The 25,085-nt window shown below is 34.9% G+C and carries 25 protein-coding genes; 23 read left to right on the top strand and 2 right to left on the bottom strand.

Features of this window, described 5'->3' with window-relative positions:
• The first annotated feature begins 26 nt into the window (after positions 1–26).
• The 22 genes from EIB73_RS03740 to EIB73_RS03635 all read left to right on the top strand — a co-directional run bounded on the left by EIB73_RS03740 (position 27) and on the right by EIB73_RS03635 (position 21,227).
• Positions 27–1,193 carry a methylmalonyl-CoA mutase family protein gene (locus EIB73_RS03740; RefSeq protein WP_125022761.1) on the top strand — a complete coding sequence of 389 codons (1,167 nt, stop codon included), beginning with the start codon at positions 27–29 and terminating at the stop codon, positions 1,191–1,193.
• Between the two features lie 105 nt (positions 1,194–1,298).
• Positions 1,299–2,447, top strand: a complete 1,149-nt coding sequence (locus EIB73_RS03735) for a class I SAM-dependent methyltransferase (protein WP_125022759.1) — start codon at positions 1,299–1,301, stop codon at positions 2,445–2,447.
• A 16-nt stretch (positions 2,448–2,463) separates the two neighbouring features.
• Positions 2,464–2,829 (top strand): hypothetical protein, encoded by a 366-nt coding sequence (locus EIB73_RS03730; RefSeq protein WP_125022757.1) that lies wholly within the window; start codon positions 2,464–2,466, stop codon positions 2,827–2,829.
• Positions 2,830–2,924: 95 nt separating this feature from the next.
• Positions 2,925–4,304, top strand: a complete 1,380-nt coding sequence (locus EIB73_RS03725; protein WP_125022755.1) for a dipeptidase — start codon at positions 2,925–2,927, stop codon at positions 4,302–4,304.
• Positions 4,305–4,410: 106 nt separating this feature from the next.
• Positions 4,411–5,199, top strand: coding sequence for a T9SS-dependent choice-of-anchor J family protein (locus EIB73_RS03720; protein WP_125022753.1), 789 nt, complete (start codon positions 4,411–4,413; stop codon positions 5,197–5,199).
• Between the two features lie 167 nt (positions 5,200–5,366).
• Complete coding sequence (locus tag EIB73_RS03715) at positions 5,367–6,071, top strand: SDR family oxidoreductase (protein WP_125022751.1); 705 nt, start codon at positions 5,367–5,369, stop codon at positions 6,069–6,071.
• A gap of 92 nt (positions 6,072–6,163) precedes the next feature.
• Positions 6,164–6,907: an electron transfer flavoprotein subunit beta/FixA family protein gene (locus tag EIB73_RS03710; RefSeq protein ID WP_125022749.1), complete on the top strand. Its 744-nt coding sequence runs from the start codon at positions 6,164–6,166 to the stop codon at positions 6,905–6,907.
• A gap of 24 nt (positions 6,908–6,931) precedes the next feature.
• Complete coding sequence (locus tag EIB73_RS03705; RefSeq protein WP_125022747.1) at positions 6,932–7,879, top strand: electron transfer flavoprotein subunit alpha/FixB family protein; 948 nt, start codon at positions 6,932–6,934, stop codon at positions 7,877–7,879.
• 211 nt (positions 7,880–8,090) lie between these two features.
• The gene (locus tag EIB73_RS03700; protein ID WP_125026058.1) at positions 8,091–8,942 is read left to right on the top strand and encodes a 7TM diverse intracellular signaling domain-containing protein; all 852 of its coding nucleotides are present in this window, start codon (positions 8,091–8,093) and stop codon (positions 8,940–8,942) included.
• 171 nt (positions 8,943–9,113) lie between these two features.
• Entirely contained in the window at positions 9,114–9,464 is a 351-nt protein-coding gene (locus tag EIB73_RS03695; protein WP_164467850.1) for a sensor histidine kinase, read from the top strand.
• A gap of 80 nt (positions 9,465–9,544) precedes the next feature.
• Positions 9,545–10,141, top strand: a complete 597-nt coding sequence (locus EIB73_RS03690; protein WP_125026057.1) for a bifunctional nuclease family protein — start codon at positions 9,545–9,547, stop codon at positions 10,139–10,141.
• Between the two features lie 17 nt (positions 10,142–10,158).
• Positions 10,159–11,418 (top strand): nucleoside permease, encoded by a 1,260-nt coding sequence (locus EIB73_RS03685; protein WP_125022743.1) that lies wholly within the window; start codon positions 10,159–10,161, stop codon positions 11,416–11,418.
• Between the two features lie 91 nt (positions 11,419–11,509).
• Entirely contained in the window at positions 11,510–12,067 is a 558-nt protein-coding gene (locus EIB73_RS03680; RefSeq protein ID WP_125022741.1) for an RNA polymerase sigma factor, read from the top strand.
• Entirely contained in the window at positions 12,045–12,722 is a 678-nt protein-coding gene (locus EIB73_RS03675; RefSeq protein WP_125022739.1) for a hypothetical protein, read from the top strand. The genes EIB73_RS03680 and EIB73_RS03675 overlap by 23 nt, the downstream gene beginning before the upstream one ends.
• A 51-nt stretch (positions 12,723–12,773) precedes the next feature.
• On the top strand, positions 12,774–13,868 hold the full coding sequence (locus EIB73_RS03670) for a hypothetical protein (protein ID WP_125022737.1): 1,095 nt from the start codon (positions 12,774–12,776) through the stop codon (positions 13,866–13,868).
• A gap of 91 nt (positions 13,869–13,959) precedes the next feature.
• On the top strand, positions 13,960–15,138 hold the full coding sequence (locus EIB73_RS03665) for an acetyl-CoA C-acyltransferase (protein WP_125022735.1): 1,179 nt from the start codon (positions 13,960–13,962) through the stop codon (positions 15,136–15,138).
• 102 nt (positions 15,139–15,240) lie between these two features.
• Positions 15,241–16,731 carry an MFS transporter gene (locus EIB73_RS03660; RefSeq protein WP_125022733.1) on the top strand — a complete coding sequence of 497 codons (1,491 nt, stop codon included), beginning with the start codon at positions 15,241–15,243 and terminating at the stop codon, positions 16,729–16,731.
• Between the two features lie 108 nt (positions 16,732–16,839).
• Positions 16,840–17,766 (top strand): mevalonate kinase family protein, encoded by a 927-nt coding sequence (locus EIB73_RS03655; RefSeq protein ID WP_125022731.1) that lies wholly within the window; start codon positions 16,840–16,842, stop codon positions 17,764–17,766.
• A gap of 72 nt (positions 17,767–17,838) precedes the next feature.
• Positions 17,839–18,735 (top strand): UbiA family prenyltransferase, encoded by an 897-nt coding sequence (locus tag EIB73_RS03650; protein ID WP_125022729.1) that lies wholly within the window; start codon positions 17,839–17,841, stop codon positions 18,733–18,735.
• A gap of 149 nt (positions 18,736–18,884) precedes the next feature.
• Positions 18,885–19,997 (top strand): pseudouridine synthase, encoded by a 1,113-nt coding sequence (locus EIB73_RS03645; protein WP_228411272.1) that lies wholly within the window; start codon positions 18,885–18,887, stop codon positions 19,995–19,997.
• A gap of 140 nt (positions 19,998–20,137) precedes the next feature.
• Positions 20,138–20,623: an RNA polymerase sigma factor gene (locus EIB73_RS03640; RefSeq protein ID WP_125022728.1), complete on the top strand. Its 486-nt coding sequence runs from the start codon at positions 20,138–20,140 to the stop codon at positions 20,621–20,623.
• Positions 20,624–20,633: 10 nt separating this feature from the next.
• Positions 20,634–21,227 (top strand): hypothetical protein, encoded by a 594-nt coding sequence (locus EIB73_RS03635; protein WP_125022726.1) that lies wholly within the window; start codon positions 20,634–20,636, stop codon positions 21,225–21,227.
• Between the two features lie 96 nt (positions 21,228–21,323).
• Here the strand turns inward: EIB73_RS03635 and EIB73_RS03630 are convergent, their stop codons facing one another.
• Both EIB73_RS03630 and EIB73_RS03625 read right to left on the bottom strand, forming a co-directional pair.
• On the bottom strand, positions 21,324–21,941 hold the full coding sequence (locus EIB73_RS03630; protein WP_125022724.1) for a hypothetical protein: 618 nt from the start codon (positions 21,939–21,941) through the stop codon (positions 21,324–21,326).
• Between the two features lie 127 nt (positions 21,942–22,068).
• Positions 22,069–24,288 carry an NADP-dependent isocitrate dehydrogenase gene (locus EIB73_RS03625; RefSeq protein WP_125022722.1) on the bottom strand — a complete coding sequence of 740 codons (2,220 nt, stop codon included), beginning with the start codon at positions 24,286–24,288 and terminating at the stop codon, positions 22,069–22,071.
• A 252-nt stretch (positions 24,289–24,540) separates the two neighbouring features.
• On the opposite strand from EIB73_RS03625, the gene EIB73_RS03620 reads away from it, so the two are divergent.
• Complete coding sequence (locus tag EIB73_RS03620; protein ID WP_228411309.1) at positions 24,541–24,996, top strand: heme-binding protein; 456 nt, start codon at positions 24,541–24,543, stop codon at positions 24,994–24,996.
• The last annotated feature ends 89 nt before the right edge of the window (positions 24,997–25,085 follow it).

Raw genomic sequence — 25,085 nt, 5'->3', positions numbered from 1 at the left:
AAAAGCCAATTTGGCGTCATTTAAATATGTTTAAAAAAACTCCACTTCAAGACTGGGAAGAGGTCGTTCAAAAGCAATTGAAAACCGAAAATATCTATGAGATCTTATCCAAAGAAAATCTGGAGGATATCACGGTAAAACCTTATTATGATTCGGTACCAAAACCCTTAACGAATTTACCAAAGGTAGAAGAATCTACGCATTTGGTTTCTTTATATCACGAAAGTTCAGAAGAAAATGTTTTTGCATTTCTTTTAAATGAAAATGTGGAAGATCTTGAAGAGAAAGTGCTGTTCGTCAACAATAAGGATTTAGCAGAACATATTTCTATTGACGAAAATAACCGTTATTTTTCTTTAGTTGATGTTTTTTCTGCAGATGAAAAGGGTGCAGTGAACGAACAGTTGGTCAAGGAACTTTTAGAGAAAAATTTCGAAAGAAATATTGGAATTGATATTTCCCTTCATCAGAATGCCGGCGCATCAATTACACAACAATTGGCAATCGCCTTGGCAAAAACAAAAGAACTGACAGAAATATTTGGTGCAGATATTTTAAATAAAATTGTTTTTAAAACAGCAGTTGGAGCAAATTATTTCTTTGAGATTTCGAAGATTAGGACTTTAAAATTAATTTTCAACCAATTTTCTAAGGAATTTGGTTTAAATGAAATTCCTTTTATTTTTTCCGAGACTACTTTACGCAATAAATCCAAAAAGGATCCTGAAAATAATCTGATTCGATCTACGCTGGAGCTTTCTGCTGCAATGATTGGTGGAGCAGATGCTGTTTTTAGCAACGATTATAAAATTGAAAACGCTGATTCTGTTTCCGAAGAAATTTCTTTCAAACAACAAATCGTTTTAGCCTACGAAAGTATTATTAATGTTTTTGAAGATGCCGGAAATGGCAGCTATTATATAGATGATGTGACCCAGCAGTTTGCAGAAAGAGCCTGGAAACGATTTTTAGAAATTGAAGAAAAGGGCGGTTACTGTGAACTTTTAAAATGTGGTTGGATTCAGCAACAAATTTACAATCAGTCGGTTAAAGAACAAAGTTGGGTAGAAGAAGGAAGAATTAAAATCATTGGGGTTAATCTGTACCCGAAATTAGAGAAAACGAAATCTGTAGAAGAAATGTATTCTGAAAACGAAATTAAAGCAGTTCGGTTAGCAGAAATGTTTGAATAATGTATGCCAAGAATGCTTGAGATTTTGATCTTTTTTTTAATTTAAAGACGACTGATTTCATGTCTGCAAAAGAAAATTTTTGACTTTTGTGGTTAAAAAAATAAAGTGAAAGATATCCTTAGTAGAGAAATTCAAGAATATATCAATGCAAATCTAAATACGGATTTGCATTCTTTGTTATTGAAAAAATCGCCTTTTCCAGAGGTGATGATGCAACAACTGGTGCAACAGATCAAAGGAAAAAAAGTTGCGCTGAAAAAATTTCCTTTTCTTTTAAAGGATAATATTGTTTTCCCACCGAATTTGAATTTAGAACAAGCTTCTTCGCAGGCAACTGCTGAATTTAAAGCTGGAAATTTTGAAGGTAAAAAGTTTCTCGATCTAACTTCAGGTTTTGGAATTGATGCGTATTTTTTATCTCAAAAATTTGAAGAGGTCACGTTAGTCGAGCAAAACACCGAGTTATTAGAAATTGTAAAGCACAACTGGACGGTTTTAAATAGAAACGCAAATTTTATTAATGAAAATTTAGAAAATTTTCTTGCAAAAAATCAGGATAAATTTGATTTAATTTATTTGGATCCTGCGCGAAGAGACGAACATAAAAATAAGAAATTTCTTTTGGAAGATCTATCTCCCAATCTATTAGAAATTCAGGATCAGCTATTCAATTTTTCGAATGAAGTGCTCATCAAACTTTCACCGCTCATCGATATTTCTTACCTCATATCGGTGTTGAATCATATTGTGGAAATTCAAATTATTGCCGTTAAAAATGAAGTGAAAGAATTATTGGTTTTTCTTAAAAAGAATCAAAATGGAGAAAATAAATTGATTACCTGCACAAATCTTGAGAGTGATGAGCCATCTTTTTCATTTCAGTATCATTGGGAGAAGGAAGCTGTTTCGGAATACTCAGAACCTTTGCAGTATTTGTATATTCCAAACAATGCAGTTTTAAAATCAGGCGGTTTCAATAGTATTTCGGAACATTTTAATTTGAAAAAACTGCACCCAAATACACATTTTTATACTTCAGATGATTTAAGGACGGATTTTCCGGGAAGAATTTTAAGAATTGAGATTATAGAATCAAAAGCAGTTAAGAAGGGAGAAAAGTATAATATTATTTCAAAAAATTATCCCTTAACACCCGATGAAATAAAGAAAAAATATAAAATTAAAGATGGGGGAGAACATTATTTAATATTCACACAATCTCTAAAAAGTAAAATTATTTTACGATCTGTTTAGAATTTCTAAAAAACTCTTGGGAAAAATCGTAATATTTCTTACTTTTGGAGCGTTCAAAATTATAAAGATTTGTAATCATCATAAACTAGATATGAAAAAAATTATTGTAGGTGTAGCATTAACAGGCGTAGTTCTTAGCTGTCAAAAGATTCAGGAAGGTGGAAATAAGGGAAATTTGAAATTAGAACATGGTGTTGAAAGATGGAGCGATGATCAAATGAGTGACGAGGCAACGGCAAAAGTTAATGAAATGCAAGCCGCAAAGGCAATGTCTATGGTTGATACCACTAAAGTTGCGGTTCAGCCACAAACACAAATGAAAAACGACAGCACGATGGTTGTTAAAGAAACTCCGGCTGCGGGAACAACTGAAAATAAATAAAATGTTTTCAACATAAAGTATAAATGTCTTGCTTCTGCAGGACATTTTTTTTATTTTTACAAGATTCCATTTTTAAATAATTTAATTAAAATATAATGCAAGAAACATTAAATTACATTCAAGAAAATAAACAACGCTACGTTGACGAACTTTTTGAATTATTGAGAATAGCCTCCATTAGTGCCGATCCTGCCTATAAAGATGAAGTTTTAAAATGTGCAGATGAAGTGTCAAAATTTTTAAAAGATGCCGGTGCTGATGCCGTAGAAGTCTGTTCCACAGAAGGATATCCTATCGTATACGGAGAAAAAATATTGAGTAAGGATCTGCCAACCGTTTTGGTGTACGGTCATTATGATGTGCAACCGCCAGATCCACTGGAATTATGGACAAAACCACCTTTCGAACCTTATATTGAAAAAACGGAAATTCATCCCGAAGGCGCGATTTTCGCGCGAGGATCTGCCGATGACAAAGGACAGTTTTTTATGCACATCAAAGCTTTTGAGGCGATGATGAAAACAGATACTTTGCCATGTAATGTAAAATTCATTTTTGAAGGCGAAGAAGAAGTTGGTTCAAAAAGTTTAGAATCTTTTGTAAAAGAAAATAAAGAGAAATTGTCATGTGACGTGATTTTAATTTCTGATACGCACATTTATTCAAATGAGCAACCTACGGTAACAACGGGTTTACGAGGTTTGAGTTATGTAGAAGTGGAAGTTGAAGGTCCAAACAGAGATTTACATTCCGGTTTGTATGGTGGCGCAGTGCCAAATCCTATTCATGTGCTTTCCAGAATGATTGCCAATCTTATTGATGATAACGGACATATTACCATTGATGGTTTTTATGATAATGTAGAAACCGTGTCTGATGAGGAAAGAGCTGCAATGAATAAGTTGAAAGATGATCAGGAACATTTCAAAAAATCGATTGGTTTAAATGGAGTAGAAGGTGAAAAGGGATACACCACGTTAGAAAGAACATCTATTCGTCCTACTCTGGATTGTAACGGGATTTGGGGCGGTTATATTGGTGAAGGTGCGAAAACAGTAATTCCGTCCAAAGCTTTTGCGAAAATTTCAATGAGACTTGTTCCTTACCAAACACCGGAAGAGATTACGGAGAAATTTACCAAATATTTTAAAAAGATTGCGCCTGCGAATGTTAAAATTAAAGTAACGCCTCATCACGGTGGGATGCCTTATGTTTTACCAAGCAATACGAAGGAATTCTTAGCCGCAAAAACTGCAATGGAAACTGCGTTTGGTAAGGAAGTTCTCCCGTACAGAAGTGGTGGTAGTATTCCAATCACGGCGATGTTCGAGCAGGTCTTAGAAGCCAAATCAGTATTGATGGGCTTTGGATTAGATTCCGATGCGATTCACTCTCCGAATGAACATTATGGTCTTTTCAACTTTTATAAAGGAATTGAAAGTATTCCTCTATTCTTTGAGAATTATACAAAGTAACTGTATTTATAAAGCCACCTTTTAAGAAGAGTGGCTTTTTTATTGAACATAATTTCGTTTTAATAAATTATATTTTTATATTGCGAACTAATTATAAATAAATATTATGAGAAAATTTTTACTTATTGGGGCAGTAGCTCTTGCATCTTTTATTAATGCGCAAACAACTGTATTTTCTGCAGATTTCGAATCAGCAGCTGGTTGGGGAGTTATTGACAGAGATGGTGATGGACAACAATTTGGTATTTTTAATCTTACGACTCCGTTAAATGGTTTTCCAATAGGGAAATCTGCAGGATCGCGTTCTTGGTCTAGTGCTTTAGGTGCATTAACACCAGATAACTTATTATTGAGTCCAGATATTGTACTTCCTAATACAGGAACATTAAAGTTAAGCTTACTAGTTGGAGCGACCGATGTGAACTTCTATGAAGAACATTACGCAGTGTATGCACTCCCGACTGGAACAGTATTTACTGGCACAGAAACGGCTCTTATTGAGGAAACTTTAACTTCTGCAACTGCAAAAACGGTAACTGTAGATTTGACTGGTTATGCCGGACAAACTGTGAAATTATTTTTCAGACACTTCAATTGCACTGATCAAAATACATTCTTATTTGATGATGTGTTGGTTACGCAAACTATTGGTATGGGTACTGCTAATAATTCAACTAAAGCTTCAGTTAGTCTTTATCCAAACCCAACATCAGATTTCTTAAACTTTAGTGGGAAAGTAACATCTGTACAGATTTTTGATGCGTCTGGTAGAACGGTATCTTCATCTAAAGTTTCTAACAACCAAGTAAACGTAACTAACCTTGAAAAAGGAGTGTATATCGTTAAATTTGAAACTGAAAATGGAACTCAGACTGAAAAGTTCATCAAAAAATAATTTTTAATTATTTTGAAATTTATAACGCCTCACTTTCGAGGCGTTTTTTTTGTGCGTATTGTAAATATCAATCTAATAGATTTTCAGAATAGGATTCTTCAGCAATTAAAATCAGAGAAATTCTCCTACGTCACCGAGTTTTTTTATCTTTAAGCAAATTAAATTTAATGAAAAATAAAGTAGCTTACATCACTGGCGGAACCAAAGGAATTGGCTTTGGTATTGCTAAAGCGTTGCATGATCAAGGAATTATCGTCGCCATATCGGGGAGAAACAAAAAAGATGCGCTCGAGGCCGCGCAAAAATTATCGACAGAAGAAACTCCGGTATTCGGTTTAGGTTCCGATGTAAAGAATTTTGAGGATGAACAGAACGCAGTCGCTGAAATCATGAATAAATTCGGACAAATAGATTACGTGATTGCAAACGCCGGAGTCGGTATTTTCAAACCCGTAGATGAACTTTCATTAGATGACTGGTCCGCTATGATTGATACCAATCTTACCGGAATTTTCCATACTTTAAAAGCTTCCGTAGAAGAACTCAAAAAATCAGAAGGTTATTTTATTACAATTTCAAGCTTAGCCGGGACCAACTTCTTTGAAAAAGGATCGGGCTATAATGCTTCCAAGTTTGGCGCAGTCGGTTTTACACAAGCTGCTATGATTGATCTGCGTAAATATAATATTAAAGTTTCTACGATTATGCCGGGATCGGTATCAAGTAATTTTAACGGTCACGAACCTTCGGAAAAAGATGCCTGGAAAATTCAACCTGAAGATATTGGGCAACTCATCGTCGATATTTTAAAAATGAATCCACGCACTTTACCAAGTAAAATAGAGGTTAGACCTTTAAAACCAAACAGTTAATTATGTATTAAATATTAAATATGAAATGTACTATGCATGCATAACATATTTTTCTTTATCTTAGCACACAGTAAAACAATAAATATTAGCACATGAAAATATTAGTTTGTATCAGTAGTGTTCCCGATACTACGTCCAAAATTAATTTTACAGCAGACAAATCTGCATTTGACAAAAACGGAATTCAGTGGGTTATTAATCCACTTGATGAATTTGCTTTAAGTAAAGCAGTTAAACTCCAGGAGCAAGGTGCATCGGTTACGGTGATTAATGTGGGAGATGCTACCACGGAACCCGTCATCAGAAAAGCTTTGGCAATTGGTGCAAACGATGCCATCAGAATCAATATCGAACCAAAAGATAGTTATTCAGTTGCTAAAGAAATCGCAAACATCGCGCAGAGCGGTAGTTACGATTTAATTCTTTGTGGCAAAGAATCTATTGATTATAATGGTGGCGCTGTACCTGGAATGGTTGCTCAGTTATTAAATCTACCTTTCGTAAATGCTTGCGTTGGTTTGGAAGTGAATGATGGAGAAGCGAAAGCTGTTCGTGAGATCGAAGGAGGAAAAGAAACGATATCGGTGAAATTGCCGGCAGTTATTGCCGGTCAAAAAGGTATGGTTGATGAAAAAGACTTAATCATCCCAAATATGCGTGGAATTATGTCTGCCAGAACAAAATCTTTACAGGTGAATGAGCCGGTAAATACTGAAGTAAGAGTAGAAGCAGTTTCTTATGACGCTGTTCCTGCAAGAGCGGCGGTAAAAATGGTGACTCCGGATAACTTAGATGAATTGGTAAGATTACTTCACGAGGAAGCGAAAGTAATTTAATTCTAACCTTAAACACTATCAAAAATGGCAATATTCGTATATGCAGAAAATATAAACGGAATCTATAAAAAAGCAGCGTTCGAGGCAGTTTCTTATGCAAAATCAATTGCAGCGACCAACGGCGAAACGGTAACCGCTGTTTCTATAAATCCAACTGATTCTTCAGACTTACTTTATAAATATGGTGCTGATAAAGTGATCATTGTTAAAGATGAAGGCTTAAAAAACTTCAGTGCTAAAGCGTATGCTCAGGCAATGAGTGAAGTTTCCGACGGTAACATTATCGTCTTTCCACACACAACAGATGCTTCTTCAGTAGCACCAATGTTGGCTGTAATGAAGGATTATTCTTTAATTACCAATGCATTGGAAACTCCAGAAAGTATATCACCTTTTCAGGTAAAAAGACGTGCATTTTCCGGAAAAGGAATGATGCATGCAAAAGCTGATGCTTCCGGAGTAATTGTTACAGTTTCTCAAAATGCATTCGGTGTAAAAGAAAATGCCGTTTCTGGTTCTGAGGAACTGAAAAATTTAACGGTTGCTAATGAAGACACGAAAGTAATCTCGCATGAGCAAAGCTCAGGTCAGTTAGATCTGAAAGAAGCAGAAGTAGTAGTTTCTGCCGGTCGCGGGATGAAAGGTCCTGAAAACTGGGGAATGATTGAAGATCTGGCAAATACTTTAGGTGCTGCAACCGCTTGTTCGAAACCGGTTTCAGATATCGGCTGGAGACCTCACTCCGAACACGTGGGTCAAACAGGAAAAGCAATTTCTCCGAATTTATATATTGCGGTGGGAATTTCCGGAGCGATTCAGCATTTGGCAGGAGTAAACTCTTCTAAAACAATTGTTGTAATCAATAATGATCCAGAAGCTCCATTCTTTAAATCGGCAGATTATGGAGTAGTAGGTGATGCTTTCCAGATTATTCCGGAATTAACACAAAAAATCAAAGCTTTGAAAGGATAGTAATATCTTAATAAATAATCAAAAAAACGTCAGATCTATCTGGCGTTTTTTTTTGTTGAAGGAACAGAGAACTCAAATGAAATATTCTCTAATCTTTTAAATCTTAAATTCTAAACTTTTAAGCTAATTATTGCAGAATTAAATAGATGAGATACTAAATAAAAAGACTAATTTTACGTAAGAAGCAAATTCTAATTTACACATTTTAACAATGGAGGTGTTTGTATGGAACATGGCAATTTCCTTCCAACTCCTTTTTATTATTATTAGTGGAGTTATTTTCATATACCTTCGAGAAAAAAGTTTTAAATTCTACTCCCTTTACAATTTTTTTCTGCTTCTATATCTGATGAGTCGTAATGATGATTACTATAACCTTTTTGAAGGAGCTGTTGCCTATTTATTTGGTGCCCAGCAAGCAGATGTTTTTGTGAGGATTTTAAACTTTTTTATTCAGATTGTTTTTTATAATTTCTATTCAATTTTTGCTTTATATTTTCTTGATCTTGATAAGCACATTAAAAAATATTTTAATAGGGTTGTTTTAATACTGAAAATTCTGGGACTTTTATTCTTGGGGTTTGGCATAATTTGTTATTTGATGCAAATTCCTGATTTCTATATCTCTCTATACACTTTTCTTTATCTGCCGGTAATGCTCATCATATTTATTTTATCGGTTTTAAAAGCGATTCGGTACTCCGGTAAACACAAAAACTTTTTTCTGGTGGGAGTTTGTTTTTATGTAATGTGCGCATTAATATCATTTGCAGGAACTTTTATTCCTTCCTTAAATATGAACAATCCCATTTCTTTTTTTTATGTTGGGATCATTATCGAAACTATATTTTTCAGCTTAGGTTTGGCATATAAGATCAAATTAATTAATGATGAAAAAAACAGAGTACATAATCTGGTCATTCAGCACAGGCATCAGCAACAGATTGGCAAAATGCAGGGCTTGCTGGAAGGGGAAGAAAAAGAGAGAAAAAGAATTGCAGAAGAACTGCACGACGGTATTGCCGGAGATCTTTCAGCCATTAAATTTAGTTTCACCCTTTAAAATAAAGAACATGAAAGTGAGGAAAATAACAACGTTCTGAATGAAGTTTCAATTATTATAGATAAATCCTGTCAGCAGCTCAGAGAGATTTCTCACAATCTTTCCCCTTCTACCATTACCAATTTGGGTCTTTTGGGCGCTGTGGATTTGTTCTGTAAAAAAGTTGAACATTTGTACGGAATTGAGATCATCTTTTTATCAAAAGGAGATGATTTTTTCATCACAAAAACCGTAGAGACGCACATTTACAGAATAATTCAGGAACTGGTAAATAATGTGGTGAAACATTCAGAAGCGAAATGTGCTCATGTTGAAATTGATTTTGCCTTTCCTTATATTCATATTTTAGTGAAGGATAATGGAAAAGGATTTTCATCGGAAACCGTTTCAAAAGGCATTGGATTAAGTAATATTGATTCCAGATTAAGGTTTATGAATGCTCAAGTTAAGAAGGACAGCAGTCAAAAAGGAACTTCTTTTCAAATCACCATTAACTTAGATAAAATTCCGGAAACTCCATAAATGAGGAAAACCATCTAAATATTAGCATAAAATTTTTGAAAATAAATCCCGAATCTAAAAAATCAATTATATTTGTAGCTATGGATTATAAAAGATTAACCATTCGCGGAATTTCCTATAGTCAAACCCAATCGGGTGCCTACGCTCTGCTTTTGGAACATGAAGAAACGAATATTAAATTGCCTGTTGTTATTGGGAATTTTGAAGCTCAATCCATTTCTTTGGGTTTAGAAAAAGATATTCATCCGCCAAGACCGTTAACACATGATTTGTTTTCCAAATTTGTCTTGGCAACTCACTTTGAAATAATCTCTGTGATTATTTATCAAATCATTGACGGTGTATTTTTTTCAAATATTAATTTCAAAAACCAAACAACGGAAGAAGAATTAATTTTGGATGCAAGAACGTCTGATGCTGTGGCAATGGCCGTTCGTTTTGATGCGCCTATATTTACGACCCAACAGGTTTTAAATGAAGCCGGTTTTTTGCTGGAGCTCGATGATTCGTCGAAACAAGCTGAAACAGTGGAAGAAATTGTTGCAGAAGGTAACTTATCAAGTTTGACAAACGAGGATCTTCAAAAATTACTTGATGATGCGGTGAAAGATGAAGATTTCGATGCCGCTTTGGAAATTCAGGAAGAGATCAAACGTCGTAAAAAGAAAATTGACTAAAACTTTATCAATACATTATGAATTTAAAATTAAGACTTACGCTGTTATCTTTCCTGCAGTTTTTTGTTTGGGGAGCGTGGCTTATTACGATAGGAGTTTATTGGTTCGGAACCAAACAGTGGGGCGGTGAAGAATTCGGTAAAGTTTTTGCGACCTTAGGAATTGCTTCTCTCATCATGCCTGCATTAACCGGTATCATTGCTGACCGATGGATTAACGCAGAAAAGCTTTTTGGTATATTACATATTCTCTATGCTATTACGCTGGTATTTTTACCGTCGGTTACCACGCCTGAAAACTTTTTTTGGGTCATGCTGATCGCAATGATGTTTTATATGCCGACCATTTCTCTTTCAAACTCTATTGCGTATTATATTCTTAAAAATAATGATTACGATGTCGTAAAAGTCTTTCCTCCGATTCGTGTTTGGGGAACCGTTGGTTTTATTGCAGCCATGTGGATTACCAATCTTACAGGGAATAAGGATTCTGGAAACCAGTTTTATATCGCAGCAGTAGTCGCTTTCATTTTGGGAATTTATGCTTTTACCTTACCAAAATGTCCGCCACAGAATTTAATTCCGGCCAATGCAACACTATCAGAAAAATTAGGTTTAAATGCCTTTTCACTCTTCAAAGATTATAAAATGGCATTGTTCTTTTTATTCTCTATGTTTTTGGGTGCAGCTCTGCAACTGACCAATATGTACGGAGATACCTATTTATCCGACTTTGGAAAAATCCCTGAATATGCTAATAGTTTGGTGGTAGAACGTTCTACTTTGATCATGTCGATTTCCCAAATTTCGGAAACGCTTTTTATTCTGGCAATTCCTTTCTTTTTAAAGAAATATGGGATTAAAAATGTAATGCTTATTTCCATGTTTGCCTGGGTTCTTCGTTTTGGCCTCTTCGCCTTCGGAGCTCCCGTTGGTCTCGGCTTAGGACTGATTATTTTGTCTTGTGTTGTTTACGGAATGGCATTTGACTTTTTTAATATTTCAGGATCTCTTTTTGTGGAAACTACAACAGACTATAAAATCCGTTCTTCTGCGCAAGGTTTATTTATGATGATGACCAATGGTTTTGGAGCCATTATGGGAAGTTTAGTAAGTGGCTGGCTAATTCAGAAATATTTTACTCTTGAAAACGGAGATAAAATGTGGCAGGAAATATGGTTGATTTTCGCAGGATATGCTTTGGTCATCGCGCTGCTCTTCAGCATTATGTTTAAACACAAACATGATCCCGATGTTGTCGCCAAAGTAACTCATTAACAACATTAAAAACACACTTTTTAAAAAGTGTGTTTTTTTTATTTCCGATCCCAGGCAACCATTTCCATTTTTTAGCGTCTTTATAGTAGATATGCAAAACGATTTCAAAACAACTTTTAATCTTGCGATAAAACAGGACAGACTTGCTCAAAAGAAAATTTTTGAACAGTTCTCCGGCAAAATGTTATCCATTGCAAAATCGTACGTTCAGAACCAAACCGATGCGGAAGATGTTCTCATTAAAGCATTTCATAAATGTTTTATGAAAATTGGGGATTGCAAAGATTTTAAAAGTTTTGAGTTTTGGTTAAGAAAGATAGTGGTAAACGATTCCATTTCTTTTATTAGAAAAAATAAAAGTATTCTCTACTTAGAAACAGATTTTCAGGAAAATGGGAATGAAGCGGAAGAAGATGATTTTTGGGAAGATGATCGAATGTATATTGACTTAAAAGATATTTTTTCCAAAATGCCGGAAGGTTACCGATTGGTCTTTAATCTCTCAGTTTTTGAAGATAAGAAGCATCAGGAAATCGCAGAAATACTCAATATTTCTGAAGGAACGAGTAAAAGCCAACTCAGCAAAGCTAAAAAATGGTTGAAAGAATTTTTAAACACACAGGAAAATGAAAAACACAATAAAAGATAAATTAAAGAGAGAGTATGAGGAACTTTCTGAAAATGTTCCACCGAATTTATGGGAGCGCTTAGAGGCCGACTTAGATTCAACTTCAATGGAAAAACCAATTGCAAAAAGAAGTCTTCCTTTTTATAAATATGCTGCAGTTCTTTTGGTTTTTTTATCACTTGGTTTATACTTATTTATCAGTCAGAAAGAATCTGTTAAATCATCAGATACCATAGTTGTACGTCAAGAAAAAATGAATCGGGAAAATCCTGAGGCGAAATCAGTGGAAGCAGTAGCTTTAAAAAGTGAAGAAAAATCGAAAGAAGATGCAAATATGGGATCTGTGGTAATTCCTTCTTCATATAATCAAATTGAAAAAAAGGCTTTAAATCCTATAATATCTGTAGCTAACAAGTCCGTAGAAAAAACGGATTCTCCAAAAATTGAGACTAAAACGCAGGGCGAAACACCATTTAATTTGGCACAAAATAATGAAGTAAAGGAAAAGGTAAAATATACTTCCGCAGAAGATTTGCTCTTCGGTTATGAACTGGAAAAAACGAATGCAGAATTAGATAAAAGAGGCAACAAACTCGGAACCTTAGAACTTAAAAAACCAAAGGAAATTTCCATCCTTGGCGTGAAAATATATTCTGAAGAAACACCAAATGAGTAGGTTACAGAAAATTTTAAAATAATTTTTCAATAATAAAAAAAAATTAAAACTATGAAAAAACTTGTACTATTTCTCGCCATGAGTGTGAGCGCAACCTTCTTTTCTCAAGAATCATCGGTGCTTGAAAGCAGAATTCAAAATTATTCTAAAAAGGTAGACAGCATCGTAACCCGCGAGAAATCATTAATGAACAGCGAATTGTCTGCGGTGGATGAATCCTTTCGAAAAAGTCAAATTTCAGAGGTTGACCAAAGGAATCAAAAACAGCTGATAGCCGTAAAGTATGAAAACATAATTAATGAAAAAATTGCTCAGGAAAAAGAAGCGCTTAATGAATTAACAAAAATCAGTGTTAATAATTCGATCATGAAAAAAAATGACACCCTGAAAAATGATCGGGTAGGCGCGGTGAACAGCAGTCAAAATTCAGTCGTTAATATTTCCTACAAAAAGAAAAAAAGTCCCAAAGATCTTCTGCGTACGGATGGCTTGGCTTTGACTTATGGATTTCTTAATTTAACAAAAGATGCCGGGAGTTTTGACGTTTTTAATAATGATTCTGAAATGCGTATTGGAAACTCACACAGTTTCGAACTTCAGGCCAGACGAGAGCGACAGTTAGGGAGTTTTACAAGTCCACTATTTATCCGTTACGGATTGGCTTACAGAGCAGATACGTATATACCGAAAAGACCACAGATTTTTGTACAGGACAATGAGTTGCTTTTCTTAGAGGATTTTACGCAAGGAAATTTAAAAAGATCAAAACTTCGGAACGTGTATATCACGCTGCCAGTTGATTTTCAATTGGTCCTTAATCCAAAATATATAGAGTCTGAAGGTGTAAATTACTTAGATGCTTCCAAAAAGCAATGGAGAATAGGTGCAGGAATTTATGCGGGAGTACGTACAAGAAGCATCGTAAAGGTGAAATATCATGATGAAAATGATAAATTTAAAAAAGATCAATTTACTTTAGATTATGGTGTTAACTCCTTTCTGTTCGGTGGAAAAGTAAGTGTAAGTTATGGCGGACTGAATATTTTTATAAAGAAAGATTTCAGCCCTATCTTCAATAATTCTGCAATCCTGCCCAATAAGAATGCAATACAGCTCGGAATTGATTTAACAAATTTAAATTTTTAATATTCATAGATTTTTCATTGAAACACACTTTTTTTCTAAGTGTGTTTTTTTTTGTAATTTGGCGTACTTTTAAAATAATAAAATAGACATAATGAAAGAAGTATTCATAGTATCTGCAGTTAGAACTCCGATGGGGAGTTTCTTGGGAAGTTTAGCTTCAGTTCCCGCAACTAAATTGGGTGCCACCGCCATTAAAGGTGCTTTAGACAAAATTAATCTTGATCCAATACAGGTTCAGGAAGTTTATATGGGAAATGTTTTACAGGCAGGTGAGGGGCAAGCACCCGCACGTCAGGCTGCAATGGGAGCTGGCTTGTCCAATGAAACTCCCGCAACCACCATTAATAAAGTTTGCGCTTCCGGTATGAAAGCAGTGATGATGGCCGCACAATCCATTAAATCTGGTGATCAGGACGTGATCGTAGCAGGTGGAATGGAAAATATGTCCTCAGTTCCTCATTATTACAACGCAAGAAACGCGACTAAATTGGGCGATGTTAAAATGCAGGACGGAATGGTACTGGACGGTTTAACAGATGTTTACGGTAAAGTTCATATGGGGGTTTGCGCTGAAAAATGTGCCGCTGAATACGGAATTACACGAGAAGATCAGGATAATTTTGCGATTGAATCTTACAAAAGATCAGCAAAAGCCTGGAGCGAAGGAAAATTTAACGACGAAGTAGTTTCCGTAGAAATTCCACAACGAAAAGGAGACCCAATCATTTTTAAAGAAGATGAAGAATATAAATCGGTAAACTTTGACCGTATTGGAACTTTACCTACTGTTTTCCAGAAAGAAAACGGAACAGTAACAGCTGCTAATGCCTCTACATTGAATGATGGAGCTTCTGCTTTGATCTTAATGTCGAAGGAGAAAATGGAAGAGTTAGGTTTGAAACCTTTAGCAAAAATAATCTCTTACGCCGATGCAGCACAGGAACCGGAATGGTTTACAACTTCGCCGGCAAAAGCACTTCCTATTGCTTTGAAAAAAGCAAATTTAGAATTAACTGATATTGATTTTTTTGAATTCAATGAAGCGTTTTCTGTAGTAGGTTTAGCCAATAATAAAATTTTAGGTTTAGATGCTGCTAAAGTTAATGTGAATGGAGGTGCAGTTTCTTTAGGACACCCACTTGGAAGTTCAGGCTCAAGAATCATTGTTTCTTTAATAAATATTCTTAAACAAAACAACGGAAAGTACGGTGCTGCTGCTATTTGTAACGGTGGAGGCGGTGCTTCAGCAATTGTAATTGAGAATTTATAATTTAATATAAAAGCCTTTAAACCAAACCATTAAGAATAACTGATGATTTTTTCAACAGAATCTTAATGGTTTTGTTATTTTTGTTCCATTAATTACATCAACATGCCAGAAAACGAACCTCTACAAAACCAAAATATTAAGAATAATCCCAAGATCATGAAAGCTTGGGCTTTGTATGATTGGGCAAATTCGGTGTACTCACTGGTTATTACTTCCACTATTTTTCCGATCTATTATTCCATTCTAACTACCGCGTCTGAGAAAACCGAATACGTAAAAGAGACGGGACAGTGGATTACAGTTCCGGTTCGTCATCTGATTACAATTTTTGGAAAAGAATATCAACCTGATGCAATCTATGGATATTCCTTGACCATCTCCTTTTTAATTGTCGTTTTACTTTCCCCTTTTCTTTCTTCTTTGGCGGATACGATTGGGAATAAAAAGTCATTTCTGCAATTTTTTTGTTATTTGGGCGCGACTTCATGTATGGGTTTAGCCATGTTTACAGGAATGCAAAATGTCTTTCTCGGCTTGCTATTTAGCATCACCGCAAGTGTTGGTTTCTGGGGCAGTTTGGTTTTTTATAATTCATTTTTACCCGATATTGCAACGCCGGATAAACAGGATGCTTTGTCGGCGAAGGGATATGTTTACGGTTATTTGGGTTCTGTAGTTTTGGTGATTATCTGTTTAGTTTTAATTCAGGTTTTTGCAAAAGATGCTGAGCAAGCAAAAATGTACACCCGTATTTCTTTTCTTCTGACTGGTGCTTGGTGGTTTGGTTTTTCTCAATATACCTTCAAACATTTACCACAGTTTGGTAATATTAAGGAGCAGTTGCCAAAAGATCTTGTTCTGCTCAATTATAAAAATATCTTCGAAAAACATGAAGAAAGTGGTGGGATTTTCGAGGTTTTGAAAGATAATATTAAATTCTATATCGATGTTGCGAAACAGAGTTTTAAAGAATTGTTCAAAGTGGGCAATACTTTATTTAAAGATCATAATTTAAAATTCTTCTTATCGAGTTTCTTCTTTTATAGTGTTGGAATGCAGACGATCTTTCTAATGGCAACCCTGTTTGGAAAAAGTGAAATAAATTTAGAGCAAGATCGCTTAATTTTAACATTGCTCGTTATTCAAATTGAAGCAATCATTGGAGCGGTACTTTTCTCTAAGTTATCTCGTAGAATTGGTAACAAAAATGTCATTTCAATCGCAATTATTCTTTGGATCGTGGCATGTTTATCAGCCTATTTCCTTAACAAAGAAAATCCAAATGTTGAATATCAGTTTTATGCAGTTGCCGCAATAATCGGTCTGGTAATGGGTGGTTTACAGGCGATGTCCCGTTCTACTTACTCTAAGCTTTTGCCTGAAAACAGTATGGATAATACGACTTATTTCAGTTTTTATGATGTACTGGAGAAAATTGCCATCATTATCGGTACCTTCATTTTTGCCACAATGATCGACAAGTATCATAACATGCGTTTTTCAGCTTTGTCCATGTCTGTGTTTTTCTTAGTAGGATTAATTCTGATCAGATTCTTAAAGTTGAAAACCGATAAACAAAAGAATAGTATTTAAGTACACTATTATCAATATATTGGCTTAAAAATTGTTTAAGCAACAAAGCGATTTAACCGCCAGAAAATTGTAAATTTGCACTTGATAACGAACATCCTAAAATATTAAATGGCCAATCCTTTATTTTACGCTAAAATTCTTTTATTCGGTGAATACGGTATTATCGAAGATTCGCAGGGATTAACTTTGCCGTATAGTTTCTACAAAGGAACATTGAAATTTTCTGATTTGGAAAGTGATTTTGAAAAGACATCAAATATTTCCCTTCAGAAATATGCAGATTATTTAGGAAGTCTTAATTTGCCTGATTCATTCAAACTCAATATTTCTAAACTGCAAAAGGATCTTAAAAAAGGACTGTTCTTTGATTCTAATATCCCGCAAGGTTATGGTGTTGGGAGTTCGGGTGCTTTGGTAGCCGCAATTTTCGAAAAATATTCAGTAAAAACCTATCTTCCCGAACATATTTCTAAAGATCAGCTCAAGGAACTTAAAAAAGTTTTTGGCGAAATGGAAAGTTATTTTCATGGCAAAAGCTCTGGTATTGATCCCCTGATTTGTTACATGAATCTTCCCATTCTTATAGAGAATAAAGAAAATGTAGATAAAGTTTCTATTCCTGAAAGTCATGAAGGAAAAGGAGCAATTTTCCTCATTGATTCCGGAATGACAGGTGAAACCGGTCCCATGGTTCAGATTTTCTTTGAAAAAATGAAAACGGAGGGCTTTCGCAAAACCATGAAAGAAGAATTCATTCGTTACAATAATGCGTGCATCGATGCATTTTTGAAAAAAGAAATGAATCCGCTTTTTAGAAATTTAAAAAGTCTCTCGGTTTGGGCGTACGAACATTTCAAACCGATGATCCCGGAAAGTATTTATAATGCGTGGAAAAAAGGTTTAGATACAAATGCTTATTATCTGAAACTTTGTGGCAGTGGAGGCGGAGGTTATATCTTAGGCTTCACCAAAGATTACAAAAAAGCAGAAAAGATGCTGGAAGGTTTCCACAAAGAAGTCATCTACAGGTTTTAACTGTTGAATGAGAATCGAAAACCACCAATCTAAAAATCATTTTTAATTTCGAAGTTTGTGACTTTACGATTCATGAAAAATCCCTTGCTTTATCGGTTATCCCAGTTTATTGCCTTCTTGATGGGCGCACGGGTTTTCGTGACTTTGCTCCTTACTTTCGCTTTATATGTGTCAACGTTTTTCCTTTTTAATCAGGAAGAAAGTCTCATTAAGTTCGTTTTCGATTTTAAAGCACACGGTATCATTTTCTGCTCCATTCTCAGCATTCTTGCCGGCGGAATTATCAATCAATTTTATGACAGAGAAAAGGATCAGGTTACAAAGCCTTTCCGTACCAGAATTCAGAATTTTTTAAAACAGAAATATTTTCTTTACGCCTACCTGATCCTTAATTTAGTATCTTTGAGCATTGCCGCTATGATTTCGATGCGGGTTTTCTTTTTCTTTCTGGTTTATCAGTTTTTGATGTGGCTCTACAGTCATAAATTGAGTAAGATCATGATTGTGAACAATCTAACTTTTGTAGGTCTTTCACTTTATCCCTTCTTTGGGATGCTTGTTTATTATCGCACCTTTTCTTTTTATATTTTGTTGATGTCTCTTTTCATCTTTTTAATGCTTTTAATTATTGATGTTCTGAAAGATACCTTAACCAAAAATGCGGATAAAATATTCGGCTATCAGACAATTGCAAATACATTCAGTTCCCGGATTACTGATACCGTTATCGTGTTGCTTCTTCTGGCTGCGCAAGTTTCTACCGGAATGATCATAATTAAAGTTGGACTAAAAAGTATCATGAGTTATTATTTTGGGTTCAGTATTTTTGTTCAGATTATTTCTGTTTTTTTCGTGCTGAATAAGACCAAAAATTCTAAATTCATCAACTTAAACATGTTGAGGATCTGGATTTTTGTTGGTATCATTTCGATGCTCGCCAATGGAATCAATCAACATTATTTTTCTTAAAATTTCCCGAAAATAATTCCACAAATTTCTATTTATTTAAAATTTCTTTTATCAGGCAACGAAAATCTTTTACTTAAATAAGACTACGGAAATTGCTATATTGGAACACGTGAAAAATATCTTATCTTTGCAGATAAATTTTTCAGAACATGAGCAGAGACAACAATAAAAAAAATAAGCCACAACGTATAAGCAAAATTTCTAATGCAGGAAGTTCAGCCAAGCCACGTGCAACAAAATCTGCTCGTCCACGTGCTGAAAAACAGGAGGAGAAAAAAGAACCGAAAGAGCCAAAAGCACCAAGAGAACCGAGGTTAATGTCTCAGTCAGAAGCGAAATCGTACGAGAAAACTTTTGATAAACCGGCTTCTCGTAAAATGGGAAAAAGAATTGGTAAATCTTTTGACAGCAGCAGTAAGTTTGAAAAAGATCCTTCAAAATCTGGAGTAAAAAAGGCCTATAAAAAACCTTTTGTTCCAGTTGATGACGCGGAAAGAACCCGCTCATATGTGCAGAAAAGACGATTGGAGAAATTATCCAAAGAAGTTCCAAAAGAAACCATTCGTTTAAATAAATATATAGCAAATTCAGGAATTTGTTCCCGAAGAGAGGCAGATGAATTAATTACGCAAGGACTTGTTCAGGTGAACGGTCAGGTAGTGACCGAAATGGGTTATCAGGTACAAAAAGTCGATAAAGTAATCTTCGACGGACAGGGAATTACTCCTGAAAAACCAGTGTATGTTTTATTGAACAAACCGAAAGGATATATTTCTACAACAAAAGACGATAAAGCTCGTAAAACTGTAATGGATCTGGTTGCGAACGCGTCGCCTTACCGATTATTTCCGGTGGGAAGATTAGACCGTTCTACAACGGGCGTAATTTTGTTAACGAATGATGGTCATATGACGAAGAAGTTAACGCATCCCTCTTTTGAAATGAAAAAGATTTATCATGTAAGTTTAGATCGTAAGCTGGATAGAGCCGACTTAAATGCAATCGCGGAAGGTGTTCGTTTAGAAGAAGGAATTGCCGTTGTTGATAGTATTTCCTACATTGAAGGTAAACCTAAAAATGAGGTGGGAATTGAAATTCATATTGGCTGGAATAGAGTAGTACGTCGTATTTTCCAGAAATTGGGATATGAAGTGGAACTGCTCGATCGCGTAATGTTTGCAGGTTTAACCAAGAAAAATATCAAACGTGGTCACTGGAGAATCTTGAATGATCTTGAAGTTAACAATTTAAAGATGTTGTAAGAACACGAAATAAATCGATAATTATATAGAAAACCCTTTTTGCTTTTTGTGCAGAAAGGGTTTTTACTTTCTTAGATTTTATTTGAAGTTTTGTGTAACAAAAATATCAATTCGCTACTAACTTTTTAGATTACTCAAATATGTCTTCACTGGAAAAAGAATTTTTAGAAAAAATAGAAAAACACAAAGGCGTGATTTTCAAAATTTCTAAAATGTATATGGATAATTTTGACGACCAAAAGGATCTGTTCCAGGAAATTACTTTTCAGGTTTGGAAAGCCTATCCAACTTTTGAAGGCAAAAGTCAGTTTTCCACATGGCTGTATCGGGTTGCTTTGAATACAGCGATTATATTTTTAAAGTCCGAAAAGAAGCGAAGTTTCATTCAAAATTATGAAGTTGACAAATTTAAAATTGTTGCTGATGATTACAATGATGATCAGGAAAAGAAACTGGCGAAAATGTACAAAGCAATTCAGCAATTGAATGAAATCGATAAAGCACTTATCTTTTATTATCTGCAGGATTATTCCGGAAAGGAAATCGCAGAAAATATGGGAATTACAGAAGTCAATGCAAGAGTGAAACTGAATCGTGCAAAGGAAAAACTAAAACAACTTATTTAAATTCAACATCATGGAATTAGATCAATTAAAAAATATTTGGGATAAAGAAGAAATTGCTGAAACACCGGAGATTTCTACTGAAAAACAAAAGCAAATTAATCTTCCGCTGGAAAGAATTCGTAATAATATGCGCATGGAATTTTGGTATACTGTGGTGATGTTTCTTTTAATCATTGCTTTCTTTATATTAAAAGATATGTACATTTTCAAATTCAAAGTCTATGTAATTACTTTAGTTTCTGCGCAAATGTTGGTGACGAGTTTTTACTTTTTCAAGTTTTTTAATTTGTATAAAAATCTAACCTCAGTGAATTTAAATACGGCAGATAGTTTAAAAGATTTGTGTTATCAATTCAAATTGAACGAACAGTATTATCTATCATTTTATCTTTCATTTGTGCCGTTTGTAGTTTGTGAGATGTTGTTGATTTTTGAGTTTACTCCAAGCCTTAAAATTATTCAGGGACTTGAATTTATACTGACTTTTTTAGGATTATGTGTATTCACTCTGCTGTTGCTGTATTTTGTAGGAATCTGGTGGTTTAAAAGATATTATGGGAAATATATTTCTCAAATATCACAGATAGCGAAGAATCTAAAGTAGTTTTAAGAATTGAAAAATTAAAACACTGAAGATTTTTAAAAACAAAAACTTCCCGAGCAATTCAGGAAGTTTTATTCTTTACTAGAAGTCTTTAATTTATTTCAATTGCGAAAGCTTCAGTTGGTTCAGCGCTTTTTCCAGGTCATCATAGGAAATTCCATCCCCTGTTAAGGTTATTAAGTACCGGTTTTTAGCCACCATCTGAATACTTGAATTCACATAGTTTTCGCCACTATTTTCTTTAATGATCGCTTTGTTGCCATTTATTTCAGCGGTTTTTTCATAACCGGTTTCCGTAATTTTCTCTTTATTCATGTTGAAACTCATCATCAGAATCGAGACCATGACACTTCCAGTTTCCCCTGCGCCATCCATAATTTCCAGTTTAATTTTCTTTTGATCTCCATCACTGTATTTGGCTTCTGCACTGGCGAGTTGCATCATTGCGTTGTCGCCTACAGAAAGTTCTTTTCTTTTCAAACCGAGTATTTCTTCCGGCAACAGTGCTTTAAGCTCCTCATTCGTAAGCGGAGTCATTTTCTTTAATGTTTCAATATTTTTAGAAACATCTTGAACAGAACTGTTAATTTTGCTGTAGTTTTTTACGTTTGAAACAACATCGGAAAGTCCGCCCGATTTTGCTTCTTGCTTCGATTCCTCTTTGGAACAGCAGAACAGCACTAAAGCTGCTGCGCTCAACATTAATTTTTTCATGATAGGTGTTTTTAGTTTAAAACAAAATTAGTCAATTAAATTTTAAGCGCAGAAAATCAGCTAATTAAGCAAAAAAATCGCTCCAATTTGGAGCGATTTTTTTTTGTATATCTAAAATTGTAAGATATTAGATTCCGTTGATAATAGCATTTAAGGTTGTAGAAGGACGCATTGCCTCATCAGTTTTCGCAAAATTAGGTTGGTAATATCCACCAATATCCTGCGGTTTTCCTTGAGCACCAATTAACTCTTCATTAATTTTTGTTTCCTGATCTTGCATTGCTTTTGCCACTGGAGCGAAGATTGCTGCCATTTCAGCGTTCTTCGTTTGTGTTGCTAATGCTTCTGCCCAATACATCGCTAAATAGAAGTGAGAACCTCTGTTATCGATTGACCCGATTCTTCTGGAAGGTGATTTATCATTCGCTAGGAATTTTTCATTCGCTACATCTAAAGCATCTGCTAAAATCTGCGCCTTTTCATTATTTTGAGTTTGAGCCAAATGTTCTAAACTCGCTTGTAACGCCATGAATTCTCCTAAAGAATCCCAACGCAAATATCCTTCTTCAATAAATTGCTGGATATGTTTCGGAGCAGAACCTCCGGCGCCTGTTTCAAATAATCCACCACCATTCATTAACGGAACAATCGAAAGCATTTTTGCTGAAGTTCCTAATTCTAAAATAGGGAAGAGGTCAGTCAAATAATCTCTCAAAACATTTCCAGAAACTGAAATCGTATCTAAACCTTTTCTAATTCTTTCTAAAGTAAAAGTCATCGCATCTTCGATATTCATAATGCGAATATCAAGACCGGTTGTGTCGTAATCTTTCAGATATTTCTCAACTTTCTTTATCATTTCGCGGTCGTGCGCTCTTTTATCATCTAACCAGAAAACTGCCGGTGTATCAGATAATCTCGCTCTGTTCACGGCCAATTTTACCCAATCCTGAATCGGGGCATCTTTCGCCTGACACATTCTGAAAACATCGCCAGCCTGAACAGGCTGTTCCATAAATACATTTCCATCAGCATCAGAAACTTTTACCGTTCCGTCTGCACTCAATTGGAAAGTTTTATCGTGAGATCCGTACTCTTCAGCTTTCTGAGCCATCAATCCAACATTTGGAACAGAACCCATTGTTCTTGGATCAAGTGGGCCATTTTTCTTCATATCTTCAATTGCCGCCTGATAGAAACCTGCATAACATCTGTCCGGAATCATGGCAACTGTATCTTCTTCTTTTCCTTCTGCGTTCCACATTTTACCGCCGCCTCTAATTAAAGCCGCCATAGAAGCATCAACAATAACATCAGAAGAAACATGGAAATTGGTAATTCCTTTATCGGAGTTTACCATCGCGATTCTTGGTCCGTTCTCAATCGTTTTAGCGATATCCGCTTTAATTTCTGCTTCTTTTGGATGACCGGAAATTTTTTCGAAAAGTGTAGCTAATCCGAAGTTTGGATTAATATCTAATTCGTTGAAAGTATCTTTATATTTTGCGAAAACATCTTTGAAATAAGTCTCTACAATTGCTCCAAAAATAATTGGATCAGAAACCTTCATCATCGTTGCTTTTAAATGTCCGGAAAGAAGAACGTTCGCTGCTTTTGCTTCTGCCATTGCATCAGCAACAAAACCTTTCAATGAAGAAAGACTCATTACAGATGAATCAATAATTTCTCCGGCTTTCAAAGGTGAAAGTCCTTTCAGTTCTTTTACAGAACCATCATTTCCAAAGAACTCAATTTTAAATTGCGAATCATTTTCAACAGTTACTGATTTTTCAGTCCCATAAAAATCTCCGCTGGTCATATTGGCAACAGTTGTTTTAGAATCTGCAGACCAATCGCCCATTCGGTGCGGATTTGCTTTTGCGTAATTCTTAACTGCTTTTGGTGCTCTACGGTCAGAATTTCCTTCTCGTAGAACTGGATTTACGGCACTACCAAGAACTTTCGCGTAGGTATTTTTAATTTTTTCTTCTTCTTCATTTTTCGGTTCAGCCGGATAATTAGGTAGAGCAAAACCGTGTTTTTGTAATTCAGCAATGGCTTCATCTAACTGGGGAACAGAGGCTGAAATATTCGGAAGTTTAATAATGTTTGCATCTGGAGTAGTTGCCAGTTGACCCAGTTCGGCCAGGGCATCTTCTACTTTCTGATCGTCTTTCAGATATTCTGAGAAATTTGCCAAGATTCTTCCAGCAAGTGAAATGTCTTTTGGTACAATTTCGATGTCTGCAGTTTTGGTAAACGCTTGTACAACAGGTAAAAAGGAATGAGTTGCCAGCATCGGCGCCTCGTCTGTCAAAGTATAGACGATTTTAGATTTTTCTGCCATTATATTTGATTTTTAATTTTAAAATTAAGGTAGCACAAAAGTAGTGAATTTTAGACAATTTTGGGAGTGCTGTGCTTGAATTGTTGTCCTAAAAAGTAGGGAGTACAGTTTGAAGATTGATATTCTATTTATCTATCACTGGAATTTTTAATTTGTAAAAGTCTTTCTGTGTTATTGATGTAGTTTTGTTCTTTAAAATCTAAAATTTAAATAATGAATAGTAAGAAAAGTATTTTCAGTGCGTTTTTATTAATGTTAAGTTTGATGTTTTCTGCTCAATATGTTGAAAAATCAAGTTCCCTAAATCAGGAAGGAGCATTAAGGTTAGCGAAAGAAGCCAATGCTGAAGCCCAAAAAATAGACAAGAAAGTTTCAATCGCAGTTTTGAATAATTCCGGAGTTGTTTTATTGTTATTAAAAGGAGATAATGTTGGACCTCATAATACAGAAGCGTCTCGCAGAAAAGCCTACACTTCATTTTCTACCAAAAACGCCTCTTGGGATTTAATGAATAATGCGGCTAAAAGTACGGATGCCCGCAACCTTAATACTTTACCGGAACTTTTACTGCTTGGTGGCGGAATGCCTATTTTTAAAGATGGCGATCTGATTGGAAGTATAGGAATTTCTGGAGGTGGAAGTGGGGAGAATGATCACAATATTGCAAAGAAAACCGTTGAGAATTTAGGATTTAAAATTTCGAAATAAAGATTTACATTTGGTTGTTGCTTTAAAGGTAAATAATTTTTTAACGAGCAATTTTCTAAGAGTAAATAAATTAAATTTTAATACTAAAT

Source organism: Kaistella carnis (genome assembly GCF_003860585.1).
Taxonomy (GTDB): Bacteria; Bacteroidota; Bacteroidia; order Flavobacteriales; family Weeksellaceae; genus Kaistella; species Kaistella carnis.
Note: the sequence above shows the minus strand (reverse complement) of the source record. Positions and strands in the feature narration are given on the sequence as shown.

Coding starts and splice junctions, on each gene's coding strand:
- EIB73_RS03680 (WP_125022741.1), top strand. CDS start 11,510: ATGCAAAACGATTTCAAAACAACTTTTAATCTTGCGATAAAACAGGAC.
- EIB73_RS03740 (WP_125022761.1), top strand. CDS start 27: ATGTTTAAAAAAACTCCACTTCAAGACTGGGAAGAGGTCGTTCAAAAG.
- EIB73_RS03705 (WP_125022747.1), top strand. CDS start 6,932: ATGGCAATATTCGTATATGCAGAAAATATAAACGGAATCTATAAAAAA.
- EIB73_RS03650 (WP_125022729.1), top strand. CDS start 17,839: ATGAAAAATCCCTTGCTTTATCGGTTATCCCAGTTTATTGCCTTCTTG.
- EIB73_RS03645 (WP_228411272.1), top strand. CDS start 18,885: ATGAGCAGAGACAACAATAAAAAAAATAAGCCACAACGTATAAGCAAA.
- EIB73_RS03715 (WP_125022751.1), top strand. CDS start 5,367: ATGAAAAATAAAGTAGCTTACATCACTGGCGGAACCAAAGGAATTGGC.
- EIB73_RS03640 (WP_125022728.1), top strand. CDS start 20,138: ATGTCTTCACTGGAAAAAGAATTTTTAGAAAAAATAGAAAAACACAAA.
- EIB73_RS03675 (WP_125022739.1), top strand. CDS start 12,045: ATGAAAAACACAATAAAAGATAAATTAAAGAGAGAGTATGAGGAACTT.
- EIB73_RS03710 (WP_125022749.1), top strand. CDS start 6,164: ATGAAAATATTAGTTTGTATCAGTAGTGTTCCCGATACTACGTCCAAA.
- EIB73_RS03655 (WP_125022731.1), top strand. CDS start 16,840: ATGGCCAATCCTTTATTTTACGCTAAAATTCTTTTATTCGGTGAATAC.
- EIB73_RS03665 (WP_125022735.1), top strand. CDS start 13,960: ATGAAAGAAGTATTCATAGTATCTGCAGTTAGAACTCCGATGGGGAGT.
- EIB73_RS03635 (WP_125022726.1), top strand. CDS start 20,634: ATGGAATTAGATCAATTAAAAAATATTTGGGATAAAGAAGAAATTGCT.
- EIB73_RS03720 (WP_125022753.1), top strand. CDS start 4,411: ATGAGAAAATTTTTACTTATTGGGGCAGTAGCTCTTGCATCTTTTATT.
- EIB73_RS03630 (WP_125022724.1), bottom strand. CDS start 21,941: ATGAAAAAATTAATGTTGAGCGCAGCAGCTTTAGTGCTGTTCTGCTGT.
- EIB73_RS03620 (WP_228411309.1), top strand. CDS start 24,541: ATGTTAAGTTTGATGTTTTCTGCTCAATATGTTGAAAAATCAAGTTCC.
- EIB73_RS03700 (WP_125026058.1), top strand. CDS start 8,091: ATGGAGGTGTTTGTATGGAACATGGCAATTTCCTTCCAACTCCTTTTT.
- EIB73_RS03690 (WP_125026057.1), top strand. CDS start 9,545: ATGGATTATAAAAGATTAACCATTCGCGGAATTTCCTATAGTCAAACC.
- EIB73_RS03725 (WP_125022755.1), top strand. CDS start 2,925: ATGCAAGAAACATTAAATTACATTCAAGAAAATAAACAACGCTACGTT.
- EIB73_RS03660 (WP_125022733.1), top strand. CDS start 15,241: ATGCCAGAAAACGAACCTCTACAAAACCAAAATATTAAGAATAATCCC.
- EIB73_RS03625 (WP_125022722.1), bottom strand. CDS start 24,288: ATGGCAGAAAAATCTAAAATCGTCTATACTTTGACAGACGAGGCGCCG.
- EIB73_RS03670 (WP_125022737.1), top strand. CDS start 12,774: ATGAAAAAACTTGTACTATTTCTCGCCATGAGTGTGAGCGCAACCTTC.
- EIB73_RS03685 (WP_125022743.1), top strand. CDS start 10,159: ATGAATTTAAAATTAAGACTTACGCTGTTATCTTTCCTGCAGTTTTTT.